The organism is Shewanella sp. BJSY2023SW001 (assembly GCF_047314685.1).
GTDB classification, from domain to species: Bacteria; Pseudomonadota; Gammaproteobacteria; order Enterobacterales; family Shewanellaceae; genus Shewanella; species Shewanella indica.
On sequence record NZ_JBKORF010000081.1, the window covers coordinates 37,479 to 50,015 of the forward strand.

15 protein-coding genes are annotated in these 12,537 nt (G+C 51.8%); 9 read left to right on the forward strand and 6 right to left on the reverse strand.

Going from position 1 to position 12,537, the window contains the following annotated elements; translation table 11 throughout:
• Positions 1-533 precede the first annotated feature (533 nt).
• The 3 genes from aceB to ACMHXH_RS18535 all read left to right on the forward strand — a co-directional run bounded on the left by aceB (position 534) and on the right by ACMHXH_RS18535 (position 5,221).
• On the forward strand, positions 534-2,144 hold the full coding sequence (aceB, locus tag ACMHXH_RS18525; RefSeq protein ID WP_071477420.1) for a malate synthase A: 1,611 nt from the start codon (positions 534-536) through the stop codon (positions 2,142-2,144).
• A gap of 72 nt (positions 2,145-2,216) precedes the next feature.
• Complete coding sequence (gene aceA / locus ACMHXH_RS18530) at positions 2,217-3,539, forward strand: isocitrate lyase (protein ID WP_039035087.1); 1,323 nt, start codon at positions 2,217-2,219, stop codon at positions 3,537-3,539.
• A gap of 293 nt (positions 3,540-3,832) precedes the next feature.
• On the forward strand, positions 3,833-5,221 hold the full coding sequence (locus ACMHXH_RS18535; RefSeq protein WP_319619972.1) for an HDOD domain-containing protein: 1,389 nt from the start codon (positions 3,833-3,835) through the stop codon (positions 5,219-5,221).
• Here the strand turns inward: ACMHXH_RS18535 and ACMHXH_RS18540 are convergent.
• From ACMHXH_RS18540 to ACMHXH_RS18555, 4 genes are all read right to left on the reverse strand, one after another.
• Entirely contained in the window at positions 5,201-5,743 is a 543-nt protein-coding gene (locus ACMHXH_RS18540) for a nuclear transport factor 2 family protein (RefSeq protein ID WP_052248192.1), read from the reverse strand. The genes ACMHXH_RS18535 and ACMHXH_RS18540 overlap by 21 nt on opposite strands.
• Before the next feature lie 110 nt (positions 5,744-5,853).
• Positions 5,854-6,678 carry a zinc-dependent peptidase gene (locus ACMHXH_RS18545; RefSeq protein WP_039035085.1) on the reverse strand — a complete coding sequence of 275 codons (825 nt, stop codon included), beginning with the start codon at positions 6,676-6,678 and terminating at the stop codon, positions 5,854-5,856.
• Between the two features lie 178 nt (positions 6,679-6,856).
• Entirely contained in the window at positions 6,857-7,261 is a 405-nt protein-coding gene (locus tag ACMHXH_RS18550; protein WP_234500874.1) for a CopG family transcriptional regulator, read from the reverse strand.
• A complete protein-coding gene (locus tag ACMHXH_RS18555) occupies positions 7,221-7,964 on the reverse strand; it encodes an AAA family ATPase (protein WP_039035083.1) in 744 nt (247 codons plus the stop codon). The genes ACMHXH_RS18550 and ACMHXH_RS18555 overlap by 41 nt, the downstream gene beginning before the upstream one ends.
• Before the next feature lie 150 nt (positions 7,965-8,114).
• On the opposite strand from ACMHXH_RS18555, the gene ACMHXH_RS18560 reads away from it, so the two are divergent.
• The 6 genes from ACMHXH_RS18560 (at position 8,115) to ACMHXH_RS18585 (ending at position 11,097) form a co-directional block, all read left to right on the forward strand.
• Positions 8,115-8,459 (forward strand): hypothetical protein, encoded by a 345-nt coding sequence (locus ACMHXH_RS18560; protein ID WP_143078492.1) that lies wholly within the window; start codon positions 8,115-8,117, stop codon positions 8,457-8,459.
• A 172-nt stretch (positions 8,460-8,631) separates the two neighbouring features.
• Positions 8,632-9,096, forward strand: coding sequence for a GNAT family N-acetyltransferase (locus ACMHXH_RS18565; RefSeq protein ID WP_039035082.1), 465 nt, complete (start codon positions 8,632-8,634; stop codon positions 9,094-9,096).
• 226 nt (positions 9,097-9,322) lie between these two features.
• Entirely contained in the window at positions 9,323-9,538 is a 216-nt protein-coding gene (locus tag ACMHXH_RS18570) for a DUF3820 family protein (protein WP_028779188.1), read from the forward strand.
• A 93-nt stretch (positions 9,539-9,631) separates the two neighbouring features.
• Complete coding sequence (locus ACMHXH_RS18575; protein ID WP_039035081.1) at positions 9,632-9,931, forward strand: hypothetical protein; 300 nt, start codon at positions 9,632-9,634, stop codon at positions 9,929-9,931.
• A 108-nt stretch (positions 9,932-10,039) separates the two neighbouring features.
• The gene (locus ACMHXH_RS18580) at positions 10,040-10,591 is read left to right on the forward strand and encodes a GNAT family N-acetyltransferase (RefSeq protein WP_233962487.1); all 552 of its coding nucleotides are present in this window, start codon (positions 10,040-10,042) and stop codon (positions 10,589-10,591) included.
• Positions 10,588-11,097: a GNAT family N-acetyltransferase gene (locus ACMHXH_RS18585; protein ID WP_052248190.1), complete on the forward strand. Its 510-nt coding sequence runs from the start codon at positions 10,588-10,590 to the stop codon at positions 11,095-11,097. Before ACMHXH_RS18580 ends, ACMHXH_RS18585 begins: the two co-directional genes overlap by 4 nt.
• 74 nt (positions 11,098-11,171) lie before the next feature.
• On the opposite strand, the gene ACMHXH_RS18590 is transcribed toward ACMHXH_RS18585, so the two are convergent.
• Complete coding sequence (locus tag ACMHXH_RS18590; RefSeq protein ID WP_039035080.1) at positions 11,172-11,864, reverse strand: pirin family protein; 693 nt, start codon at positions 11,862-11,864, stop codon at positions 11,172-11,174.
• A 124-nt stretch (positions 11,865-11,988) separates the two neighbouring features.
• On the reverse strand, positions 11,989-12,432 hold the full coding sequence (locus ACMHXH_RS18595) for a DoxX family protein (protein ID WP_335911613.1): 444 nt from the start codon (positions 12,430-12,432) through the stop codon (positions 11,989-11,991).
• Positions 12,433-12,537: the final 105 nt, after the last annotated feature.

Here is a 12,537-nt window from a genome sequence, read left to right on the forward strand (position 1 = left end):
CTGTGTTGATCACTATACGCAAGTCGTGAAAAACGGATCTTGATCACATTTAATTTTAACCTTTACGTAAAGGTAAGATTAAAACGATCGTTTGATTTTGGTTGTGGTTGCGTTTTTGTTAGCTATTTGTTTTTGTTGGTTATTTAAAGTTGACCCTGACGAGAGTTCGAAACGGATATTAACGGATTAGACCTAAGTTTTAATGATATTTTGTGGAAACTATAAATTTCATTTGGTTATTTAATTACGTAACAAATTACTTTGTTGCCAATGTGGTAAAGTTGTCTGACATTTTTCTGTAATCTGCAGGTTAAGTCTTTTTGTTGTTTTAATTTTTTCTTGTAAAACAATATCTTGGTGTTCCATTTTTTGCTTGGTCATACCAATTTTAAGTCAAGTTGAAGCCTAGGTTTTGCCGGTTTTTTCGACGTTTTGACTGTTGCAAACACAAATGTTTATCGATAGGTTTTAGTACGAAACGAACATTTGCAGGGTTTGGCAGGCTTTATTCTGCCTCCCAGGGAGACAGCAAGATGATAGCAGAGACAGTCGCACAGCAAGGGCTCAGTATAAAGGGGGCCGAAATACCACAACAGCAAAGCCTTTTTACTGAAGGTGCGCTCAACTTCCTCGAGGCTCTGTGTCGGGAGTTTGCTCCGGAAGTGACCAGTTTGCTGGAAAAGCGTGAGCAACGTCAGCTGCGGATAGACGGTGGTGAGTTACCGGACTTTTTACCGCAAACCCGAGCCATTCGAGATGGTGATTGGCAAATTCGCGGTATACCGGCGGATCTTAAAGATAGACGGGTCGAGATCACCGGGCCTGTGGATCGCAAGATGATCATCAATGCGCTCAACGCCAATGTAAAAGTCTTTATGGCCGACTTCGAAGATTCGCTGGCACCCAGCTGGCAGAAAGTGGTCGAGGGCCAAATCAACCTGCGTGACGCCGTCCGCGGTGAAATTGATTTTACCGCGCCGGAAACCGGCAAACATTATCAATTGCAGGCCAACCCTGCGGTATTGATTGCCCGGGTGCGTGGGCTGCACCTGCCGGAAGCGCATGTCGAATTCAACGGTAAGTCCATTCCCGGCTGCTTATTCGATTTTGCTTTGTACTTCTACCATAACTATCGCCAACTGCTAGCCAAGGGCAGTGGACCTTACTTCTATATTCCCAAGCTGGAAAGCCATCTTGAGGCACGCTGGTGGGCCAAAGTGTTTGCCTTCGCCGAAGAGCGTTTCTGCCTGCAGAGTGGCACCATCAAGTGCACCTGCCTGATTGAAACCCTGCCGGCCGTGTTCGAGATGGAGGAGATCCTCTATGAACTGCGCTCCAACATAGTGGCGCTCAACTGTGGCCGGTGGGATTACATTTTCAGCTATATCAAAACCTTGAAGAAGCATCCGGATCGTATTTTGCCGGACCGCCAGCAAGTGACCATGGATAAACCGTTCCTCAGCGCTTATTCACGTCTGCTGATCAAGACCTGTCACAAGCGTGGCGCGCTGGCGATGGGCGGCATGGCGGCCTTTATTCCCGCCAAGGATCCGCAAACCAATGCCCAGGTACTGGAGCGGGTTCGCAAGGACAAAGAGCTTGAGGCCCGAAACGGCCATGACGGCACCTGGGTGGCGCACCCTGGCCTGGCTGATACGGCCATGGGAATTTTCAACGAATATATAGGTGAAGAGCACGCCAACCAGCTGCATATCACCCGCGACGTGGATGCACCCATCCTGGCGGCCGAGCTGCTCAAACCCTGTGATGGTGAGCGCACCGAAGAGGGGATGCGACTCAATATCCGTATTGCATTGCAGTACATAGAAGCCTGGATTGGCGGTAATGGTTGTGTGCCCATCTATGGCTTGATGGAAGATGCAGCCACAGCAGAAATCAGCCGCGCCTCTATCTGGCAATGGATCCAGCACGGACAAAAGCTTTCCAACGGCAAGCCGGTGACCAAGGCACTGTTCAGCGCCATGTTGAAAGAAGAGTTGGCCAATGTGCGTGAAGAGCTCGGCAGCGAGCGTTTTGATAACGGTCAATTCAAGCGGGCGGCAAGTTTATTGGAAGAGATCACCACCGCCGATGAGCTGGTGACCTTCCTGACCTTGCCGGGCTACGAGCTGCTTACCCAGTAACCCAATAACCATTTACGGCAGTTGCCCGCGGGGGCTGGGGGCTGCCAAATTACCCTACGAAGGAGAGTTAAAATGACCAAGGCAACACAGAATTCACGTCAGGCGCAGATAGAAGCTTTGAAAAAGGATTGGGCTGAAAATCCACGTTGGCAGGGCGTTCGCCGTCCATTTACCGCCGAAGAGGTTGTGGCATTGCGCGGTTCAGTGGTTCCTGAAAACACCATCGCCAAGCGCGGCGCAGCCAAGTTGTGGGAGCTGGTTAACGGTGGCGCCAAGAAGGGCTATGTCAACTCTCTCGGCGCTTTGACCGGCGGTCAGGCGGTGCAGCAGGCCAAGGCCGGTATCGAGGCCATCTACCTTTCAGGCTGGCAGGTGGCGGCCGATGCCAACCTGGCGGGCACCATGTATCCGGATCAGTCACTCTATCCGGCCAACTCCGTGCCTGCCGTAGTGGGGCGAATAAATAACTCCTTCCGCCGCGCCGATCAGATCCAGTGGAGCCAAGGCAAAAACCCGGAAGATGAGGGTTATGTCGATTACTTCCTGCCGATTGTGGCCGATGCGGAAGCCGGATTCGGTGGCGTGCTGAACGCCTATGAGTTGATGAAGTCCATGATAGACGCTGGCGCTGCCGGGGTGCACTTCGAAGATCAGCTGGCCTCAGTGAAAAAATGTGGTCACATGGGCGGCAAGGTTTTGGTGCCGACTCAGGAAGCGGTACAGAAGCTGGTGGCGGCCCGTCTGGCAGCCGATGTATCCGGAGTGGATACTCTGGTGATTGCCCGTACCGATGCCAACGCTGCTGATTTGCTGACCTCAGATTGCGACCCCTATGATCGCGACTTCATCACCGGAGAGCGTACCCAGGAAGGTTTCTACCGGGTGAAGGCAGGTTTGGATCAGGCCATTTCCCGTGGGCTTGCCTATGCACCTTATGCCGACCTTATCTGGTGTGAAACCGCTAAGCCGGATCTGGAAGAGGCGCGCCGCTTTGCCGAAGCCATTCATGCCCAGTATCCGGATCAACTGTTGGCCTATAACTGTTCACCTTCGTTCAACTGGAAGAAGAACCTGGATGACGCCACCATTGCCAAGTTCCAGCAGGAGCTTGCCAACATGGGCTACAAGTACCAGTTCATCACTTTGGCCGGTATTCACAACATGTGGTACAACATGTTCGATCTCGCCTACGACTATGCCCGTGGCGAAGGCATGAAGCACTATGTTGAGAAGGTTCAGGAAGCCGAATTCGCTGCCGCGCAGAAGGGATACACCTTTGTGGCGCACCAGCAGGAAGTGGGTACAGGTTACTTTGATCAGGTGACCAATGTTATCCAGGGCGGCCAGTCCTCTGTCACGGCTCTGAGCGGTTCGACCGAAGAAGAGCAGTTTTAATCCCCTGTGTTGGCGTCCTCGGGCGCCACTTCCCCGGAAATGAACCTACGCCATTTTCGGGGGTAATTTGTGACTTCCCAGTCATTTGAGCCTTGTTGCTTGTGTTTTGGCGACTCATTGAGTCGCCTTTTTTTGTTGTAATTGTGTTATTTCTTTGAAGTTTGTGCTTTATTCATAACAAGAGTTCCATTCTCAAGCCCACCACTGGGCCAATACCTGAAAGAGTTGAGTCGTATTTGAAATCAGCCAACAAGGGGGTGGATTACTGGACCCGCAGGATCAGTGATCAGGAAATGCCCGCACTTTGCTCAACAATAAGGACATTGGAAAAACTCGCCAAGGACGATGTGTCCTCCATGGCGATTCTGGGGCGCAGCATAATGCACGACAATGCGCTCACTTCCCGTATTTTGCGGGTGGCCAACAGCGCCATCTATAACAAGGGGATAAGCCCTGTTACTACGGTCAGCCGCGCTGCTGTGGTGCTGGGGTTCGACACCATCCGCAATATCTGCATTACCGCCAAACTCCTCTCCAGTTTGCTGGAAAGCAAAAATCTGACACCCTCGGTTTACCAAAGGTTGCTGAAGTTGATGGCTCAGGCGTTTCAGGCCGCCATGTTGGCCAAGATGATGCTTGACGGTTACGATGAGGAGTTGCAGGAAGAGGTGTTTATCGCCGCGCTGCTCTATCACCTGGGTGAGAGTGCCTTTTGGAGCACGGGAGCCGAACTGGCCGAGGAACTGGATTCAGCCCTCAGCGCCGAGAGTGATGCCGTAAGTAGGCTCAATCTGGTGCGCGAAGCGCTCGGGACTTCATTCAATCAGCTCAGCCAGGGGTTGGCCCGCAGTTGGGGCCTGGGTGAACTCTTGTGCAAGTCGCTCAGTAATCCCGATGAACGCACGCCGGAAATTCGCAGTATTTTTCTGGCCAATAAACTCAGCGAAGCGCTGGCCGGCGCCTCACTCAAACCCGAGGAGCTGGAGCGGCGCCTTAAACAAGCCGCCGATATGCTAAAGCTGGATACAGATGAGTTTCGGGGTCGGGTCCTTCGCTGTTCCAACGCTACCGCCAAGTTGGCCGAAGCCTATGGTGCCAAAGTACTTATCGAGTATCTGCCGGACACAGATCTGCTGCTGCCTCAGGAGAGGTTGGCTGAGGTTGTGGTGCGCGAGGAAAATCTTGCGTTTCAGCTGAAAAAACTTAGAGAGCTGACCGGCTTTGCTGTTGAGAAGACTGATTTCAATAAGGTAGTGACCACGGCATTGGAGGGAATACTCGAGGGCATTGGTCTCGACCGCTGCGCCGTGCTCTTGCTGTCACCGAGCAGGCGCATGTTGCAACCGAGAATCGCGCTTGGGGACGGCGCCGAGGAGATGAAAAACGACTTTATTCTCGAGCTGGAAGGTCGCGGCACCTTGCTGAAGGATTGCATCGAAAATCAGCGTCTGATCTGGCAGGGCGAGGGGGCCGACAAAGCTGTACTGGGTGAACAGCTGGCGAGAAAAGTCCCCGCCAGTGGTTTTTTGCTGGCACCATTACAGGTGGATAATAAGGTGATAGGCGTCTATTACGCTGACAGAGCCAGTTCAGGCCGGGATATTCATCCTGAAGATTTTGACAGCTTTAGTCACTTCGTGCAGCTGGCCAATATCTGTTTTTCAGTTGCCTTCAGGCACTGATTTCTGCTTTTTTCGATACAGCTTTATCTGATCAGTAATTCTGGGCGCCAGGGCGTTGGGAATGGGAAAACTCAGGCTGTACTGCAGTATTTGCCAGCCTTGTTCGGTTTTAACAAGCGTGCCTGTGCCCCGTCCAAGTCCATAGGACTGGCTGTCCAGCAGTTCATCGAACACTATCACCTCGCCGTGCTGCACCAGGCGGCGTGAGGAGCTTTGGTAAGTCCAGCCCTGGGTGGCACGGGCATACTGCTCAAATTCAACCATATTCCAGTATTCACTGGCATCTGTGCCGATAAATCCCGCGTCCGGGCTGAAAAGGCTAAAGTAACTGTCCCAGTCAGCATTGGCAGCACTTTGGTGCAGTTTATCCAATACCAAAGCGGCCTGAGTTTGGCTGTCATCGAGCTGGCCGCTTTGCTCTTGGCCGGTTTGATTGCCGGCTTGTGGGTTATTTGCCAAGGCTGAATGGCCGTAAATCGCTAGCAGCGCTGTGGTCAGCAACAAAGGTTTAAGGTGCAACATAATGTTCCCTATTATAATTTTTTATTATCGAACCCAGCTTAACCCAATTGGGCACAAGATGTGAGCCAAAGGAGGGGGGAAGTGTGCAATTGTACTGTTGCAAGGATGACCTAGTGCCAATTCAAGGGATCGAGACGATAGAAGCGGCTCAGTTCCTGGTAGAGTTGCGGATAATCGGCTTTCATCTGCTGCGGTTGCTCGAAGAATACCTCGCTTATGACAGCAAAGAACTCGGCCGGATTGGTGGCGCCGTAGTAACTGAATAGGCTCGGCTCACCACGGGCGGCCTGAGCCTGCAGTTTGGCAAACTCCTGCCCCAAAACCTGCGACCACACAGGATAGGCGTTGAACTCACCGAGTCTGGGAGCGCCATTGGCATCGCCTGCTTCCTGATCCAGTTGATGGGCAAACTCATGGATCACGACATTCCTGCCGTCTGCCGGATCGGCGGCGTCATCCAGGGTATTTTGCCAGGAAAGGACGACTTTCCCCTGCCCCCAGGATTCTCCCGCCAATAACCTTTGACTGTGCCATTCCAAGCCATTGGCATCCCGCTGCTGCTGGCGAACAATAAAGGCTGATGGGTACACCAGAATTTGTCTCAGGTTAGGGTAATAGTCGGTTTGACGATTGAGTAACAAGAGACAGGCCTGCGCGGCTATGGTTACGCGGATTTCATCATCTATCTCCAACCCGTCGCAACCGACAAACTGCTTTTCCGCCAGAAATACCTGAATGTGTTTCTTGAGCTGCAGTTGCAGGTCACTGGGCAGGGAACGGAAATAGGGCATACGTTTTTTCAGGATAGTGCGCCATTCCTTGGGGAAAGGCTTGGCGCGTATCTTGTCTCTGCGTCTGCGATCCCGCCAGGATTGGCTGAGGATCCAACCTATGGCGCTGGCGCCGGCGGCGAGGGTTATCAGAATGGCCAGCATGATCCGGCTCCATGGCTAAAGCGTCTAATCAGATCTGTGGGGGCTCAGTGGGAATAACTCAAGCTCGGCGCATGAAAAATAAGCAAAAAAAAGCTGACAGCAAAGAGGTTGAAACCTGTTATCGGCTGTCAGCAAAGGGTGGGAGTGTCAAACAGTCCACGCAGTTCAAGGGAAAGAGTTAGTCCGGCATAAACTTCTGTTCCAGCTCGCGGCGCTCTTGTGGCGCCAGGCTGTGATGATGCTTGATAAGCAAACGTATCAGGCGTGACTTGGCAATATCACAATCGCTGGCCATTTCGGCCAGGTGGCTGATGGCCGCTTCACTCAGGGTAAAAGTCGCCTTGCGAAAAGGTTCGTGGCGACGTTTGGGTATCAGCTTTTGCTGGGTGGTTTCCTGATTGGTGGAAGCTGTATTGGAACACAGCTGTTCAACCTGCATAGTTACCGCCGCTTGTTGTGTTTGTCCCATGGCGTAATAGATGGCGCCGTCGATAAACTCATCCAGGGATTGCATGGCCATCATATGTCTGCGGGCATCAACCTCAGATGGCGTAACGTTTTTCTTCAGATCGGCCAGTCCCATACTGAGTCCTCATGCTGTTGAGTTGGTTGGTCATCAGGCGGCTGCGGATCTCAGTGGCATTCTGTGCCTGCAGCATTTCGCAGGCGATGGCACGGATCTCGGTGGCGGCCTTGCCCTTGGGCTCGAATTCAATTACCGAGCGGCCGGACTCTTCGCTGTCATCATAGATGTTGCGGCTGTAGGTAATGGCGTCCAGCACATTGATATCGTAGGTTTTACAGACTTCCTTGGCCTCGAGAATACGGCTGGCCTGGTTGGGCAGGTTAGGGCACTGGGTGATAACAAAAGAGGCGCGCATCTTGGGGTTTATCATCATGCAGGTGGCGACGATATCATCCATATGGCTGACGGTTTTAAGATCGCGGCGCTTGGGTCTAAGGGGCATAAGTACATGGGAGGCTACTGACATGGTGGCACGTAGCGCCAAGTTGTCCTGGCCGCCGCAATCGACTATCACGTAGTCGTAGTGTTGCTCCAGGCTCAGTAGATCGTTGCGGATTTTGCCATAGAGTTGCACACAGTTAATCCCGGCGAGTTTGCTGTCGTTGTTGCGGGCCTGGATCCAATCAGAGGTGGTTCGCTGAGGGTCGCAATCCACCATGATCACCGATGCGCCACACTCTACCGTGAGAAAAACGGCAATGTTTTGTGCCAGGCAGCTTTTGCCGCTGCCCCCCTTTTCACCGCCAACGAGTATGATCATTGTCTTGCCCTCTGAAAGTTTGTTCTTAAGTTATTTGTTCTTTCCCTGATGGCTTACAACTTTCCTTGGTTCGGAAATGTTCCCTACTTAATGTTTACCGTGTCGTTGCTTGTTTGCGCTCCCAAAAGCTTTCGCTGACGGAGGTGAACAGTGAACGGTAAAACAAATGTAAAAGTTAAATTGTTATTGGTCAACTTGATGATTTTTATTGGTTTTTACTGTTTTTGTGGCGTCATGTTTTTGGCGTTACCCTCTTGGGTTGTCGTAATAATGGCGGTGTTATCCATGAGTAAGGTTGCCGGAGAAATTATCAATAAAATTATGTCGTTAAAAAAATGTTGCCGCGTCATTTATTTGTTAAAACTGAACTGTGCCCGGATCCGAACCGCCAGAGTCTCTTTTATGACACCGCCAATACTGTATATAGGAATTAAAAGTATTTTTTTAGATTTAAAAAATATAAATAAATGTGATCTTTGTCGATTGGGCTGTTAATCAAACGCTTGGGTGTCTATGGGCCGAGAAGGGAGTGGTCTTTTATTACTCTATGCCGCTTGGTGAGCTTAGCAACTGTCATTTCCTTGCCACAGAACTCTGCCATGTTGGGATGCTAGCCAGACTTTTCTCTGGACGTTCCGACCATCTGCATTTATGCAAGGAGGCATTTATGGGCCACGTACTTAACCAGACCAGTCGCTTTGAAGTTGAGGAGTGTTGTCTGGCAATCCATGAACTCTTGTTGCTTAGAGACAGGGCTGGACTGCCCGTGCATGGACTGGATGACAGTTATTTGCCTGCCAAACCATTGTTGTCCTTATGTATCAGGGAAAATCAGCAAGGTGGGCAACTGGTGGCGCTGGCTTTGGTGCGAAGCGGCTCTGCAGCTGGATCTTGTCGGGAGCCTGGACACTATCTGCTACAGGATTTTCTGGTGTTGCCCGAATTTCGCCATCTTGGACTCGGCAGCTTTTTGTTGGAGACTGTCATTGAGCGATTATCGCTTCTGGGCTCGCCTAAATGGCAACTGATGCTGGAGGTGCTTCCGGGAGATGAAGTCTTGGCGCAGCGCCTGGGGTTCAAGCCTGGCGGCCATAGTGTGCCGGGAAATCTTTGGCTGAAAAGCGTAGGTTGAATTGAAAGCTTGCCTTTCTTTGTTGAAGGCCAGGCTAACGCTGCGGTTTACCCAGGTAGGCTAGTTGAGTTATCAATTCGACAGTTATTCATGTCGTGGGTCACTTATACGTCGCTGAATTGACCTCAGACAAAAGTTGGCGCTGAGCCGCGCGGCTTGGCAGGCTTTCCACTCAAGTTTACTTTTCCGGAGTATACTGGCAACTTTAGCCTGAAACGGAGAGAAGATGCAGCCGGAACAGCAGTTGTTGGAAGCGATCAATCAGACCATGCCCTTTGGCAAGTACGCCGGACGCAAGTTATTGGAGCTTCCCGAGCCTTATCTGGTGTGGTTTCACTCCAAGGGGTTCCCCGAGGGCAAGCTTGGGCAGCAATTGGCGCTTATCTATGAGGTGAAGCTCAATGGTCTTGAGTCTATGCTGCGGCCATTGCTACGTCCGTGAAGCTGTCAAAAGTGTGAACCCTATTAGCGATTTATGAAATAACACATGTTTTAATGGCGCAGTATTTCCAACGACAACAGGAAGCAACAGACAATGGCAAAATTGGCAAAGATCTTGGCGACCGCGGCTTTGGCTCTGGGTATATCTTCAGCCTGGGCACAAGGTGCGGTACATGAAGGCACAGTGGTCGACACCATGAATAGTGGCGGTTATACCTATGTGCAGATTAAAGAAGCCGATAAAACCTTTTGGGCGGCTGGTCCTCAGGTAGCTGTGGCCAAGGGTGATAAGGTGCAGGTGACCGAGCAGATGTGGATGAACAACTTCACCAGCAAGACCCTCAACCGTACTTTTGACAAGCTGATGTTTGTTGGTGAAATCGATAAGAAGTGATTTCATCCACTCTCTGTTAAAGTCGCGACTCTGTTCGCGGCTTTTTTTATTTGTGCTTAAGGGCTTTGCCTGAGCACAAATGTCGGGCAAAATGCCTGCAATTCAACTGTGTTGGTACCAATTCTCATGTTGCGGGTAGAGGTTTACTCTCATTCTCGTCACAGGCACTTGGGGGAGCAGATAGCCAATCTGTACCACAGTGCCGTTACTGCCATAGATGATGCCCGCTATAATGCGGCTCAGCGTCTGGCTTGGTCGGCGGCGCCGCGCTCGGGGCGATACTGGCAGCTAAGGCTCAAACGGGCTCAGGCCTGGGTGATGCTCAAGGGCAGTGAGCAAAGTCCTCTATGTGTGGGCTTTGTGTTGCTGGAGACCACCTTCCGTGAGCGAGGTTACATCGCTTGCCTTTATGTGGCGCCCGATAGCCAGCGTCAGGGGGTTGCCTCATCCTTGCTTGAAGCCACCAAGAAGTGGGCACTCACCCAAGGCTATCATCACCTGACAACAGATGCTTCGGCGCTGTCCAAACCTGTGTTTGAGCGTGCAGGGTTTCGTTTGCGTCACAAAAGCTATCAGGAAAAATCCGGCCAAATGTTCGGCAGCTATTTTATGAAGCTGATACTGGCGCCTTTGGTGCACGAAAGAGTTAAGTCTTCATGAACTCACCAACTGCCACTCAAATCGAGCATGGCTTTATTGTTCGCCAAGGTCGCCCTGAGGACTGCGCGGCCATCGCCGAGCTGTTTCATCTGGTGGTAAACGCCAGCACTGAGCATTACAGTCAGGCGCAATGCCAGGCCTGGTCGCCGGCAAAGCGCAGCGAAGATGAGTGGCGAAATCGTTTGCAGGGGACGGCGCTCTGGGTTGCCGAAGATGGTCGCAATTTGCTTGGATTTATTAACTTAAAGCCTTTGAATGCGCCGGGTGAAGCCGAGATAGACTGCCTTTTTTCTCACCCCAATGCCCAGCGCCGGGGGATTGCCGCCAAGCTTTACCGGCAGCTGTTGAGATACGCCGTCGATTCCGGGGTGCAGTGTTTGAGGGTTGAAGCTTCTTTCTATGCCAAAGCGTTTTTCGGCAAGCAGGGCTTTACAACCTTGAAGCGCAATCAGCATCAACGTCACGGGGAAGTGTTGACCAATTTCAGTATGCAGTTGCAGTTATAACCTAAGCTGCCCTGGAAAATCACCCAAATGAAGTTCCAGGGGCGGCCTTGGGCAAACGCCAAAAACGCTGCTGGTTACGGCAAATCAAACACCAGGGCGACAGTACGCTTGTTGCCGGCCTTGATGACAAACTCCTCAAGTTCGTTGATGTGAATGCCATCACCACTTTGCAGGGGTTCACCTGCCAATTGCAGCTCTCCTTCCACCACTTGAGCATAGAAGTTGCGCCCCTTTGCCAGCTTGAAGCTCGTCTGCTCGGCAGCGGTCAGCTCCAGGCGGTAGACGCTGGCGTCCTGTTTGATGGACAGGGTGCCATCGCGGCCATCGGGAGTGACGACCGGGGTCAGGGCCGAACTCTGGACAAAGGCTTTTTGCTGATAACCCGGGGTGCCTCCCTGGCTACTCGGTTGGATCCAGATCTGCAGGAAATGCAGAGGTTCAGTTGCCGAGGCATTGTATTCACTGTGATAGATCCCCGTGCCGGCAGACATAAGTTGGAACTCACCGGCCGGCAGGGTTTTCACATGACCAAAGCTGTCTTTATGGGCTATGGTGCCGGAAATCACATAGCTGATGATCTCCATATCCTTGTGGCCGTGGGTATCAAAACCGGCGCTTGGCGCGACTCTGTCATCATTGATGACCCTTAGGGCCGAGACCCCCATCAACCTTGGATCGTAATAGTTGCCGAATGAAAAACTGTGTTGGCTCTTGAGCCAGCCGAAGTCGGCCCGGCCGCGCTCATCGGCATGACGTACATAAATCATAATTCAGTTCTCCTGCTGGGAAGGTGCAGACAAGTCTTTTATGTGCTCTTCACAGACTTACAGGCCAGGATGCAAGGCCTGTAAGCAGTGAATGGCTTAAAGCAAGATGTGTGCTTTGCGAGAATTAATGTGTCTTGCTGGCAATCATGTTGTCGACGGACAGTTTACCGGCGCCGGAAATCGCCAGGGATACAGTGGCGGCCAACAATGCCAGACCAAACTCGTAACCGTTGTTGGACATAAACAAACCGTTGTCCAGGTGCACTGTGACTATCGCCATCAGCATGGTGAAGGCCAACACCGCGGAAGTGGGGCGAACCAGCAGGCCTATGATAAGCAGCAGGCCACCGAAAAACTCACTGGAACCGGCCATCAGCGCCATCAAATATCCGGGAGTCAGGCCGATAGAGGTCATCCATTGTCCTGTGCCTTCCAGGCCGTAACCGCCGAACCAGCCAAAGAGCTTCTGGGCGCCGTGAGCCATAAAAGTGATACCTATAGGCAGGCGCAGCGCCAGAGGCGCGAAACCGGCATCGGTGCGGAGCAGTTTTATCATCAGGTGTTTCATAATGGTGTCCTCAATGAATTTGAATAGGGTGGATAGGCTTTCCTGTCCAGTTACTGTGCAGTTTATTCTTGACCTTTGCGGCTGAAAATCGGAACATTTTGACAT

Coding starts and splice junctions, on each gene's coding strand:
- aceB (WP_071477420.1), top strand. CDS start 534: ATGATAGCAGAGACAGTCGCACAGCAAGGGCTCAGTATAAAGGGGGCC.
- aceA (WP_039035087.1), top strand. CDS start 2,217: ATGACCAAGGCAACACAGAATTCACGTCAGGCGCAGATAGAAGCTTTG.
- ACMHXH_RS18535 (WP_319619972.1), top strand. CDS start 3,833: ATGCCCGCACTTTGCTCAACAATAAGGACATTGGAAAAACTCGCCAAG.
- ACMHXH_RS18540 (WP_052248192.1), bottom strand. CDS start 5,743: ATGTTGCACCTTAAACCTTTGTTGCTGACCACAGCGCTGCTAGCGATT.
- ACMHXH_RS18545 (WP_039035085.1), bottom strand. CDS start 6,678: ATGCTGGCCATTCTGATAACCCTCGCCGCCGGCGCCAGCGCCATAGGT.
- ACMHXH_RS18550 (WP_234500874.1), bottom strand. CDS start 7,261: ATGGGACTGGCCGATCTGAAGAAAAACGTTACGCCATCTGAGGTTGAT.
- ACMHXH_RS18555 (WP_039035083.1), bottom strand. CDS start 7,964: ATGATCATACTCGTTGGCGGTGAAAAGGGGGGCAGCGGCAAAAGCTGC.
- ACMHXH_RS18565 (WP_039035082.1), top strand. CDS start 8,632: ATGGGCCACGTACTTAACCAGACCAGTCGCTTTGAAGTTGAGGAGTGT.
- ACMHXH_RS18570 (WP_028779188.1), top strand. CDS start 9,323: ATGCAGCCGGAACAGCAGTTGTTGGAAGCGATCAATCAGACCATGCCC.
- ACMHXH_RS18575 (WP_039035081.1), top strand. CDS start 9,632: ATGGCAAAATTGGCAAAGATCTTGGCGACCGCGGCTTTGGCTCTGGGT.
- ACMHXH_RS18585 (WP_052248190.1), top strand. CDS start 10,588: ATGAACTCACCAACTGCCACTCAAATCGAGCATGGCTTTATTGTTCGC.
- ACMHXH_RS18590 (WP_039035080.1), bottom strand. CDS start 11,864: ATGATTTATGTACGTCATGCCGATGAGCGCGGCCGGGCCGACTTCGGC.
- ACMHXH_RS18595 (WP_335911613.1), bottom strand. CDS start 12,432: ATGAAACACCTGATGATAAAACTGCTCCGCACCGATGCCGGTTTCGCG.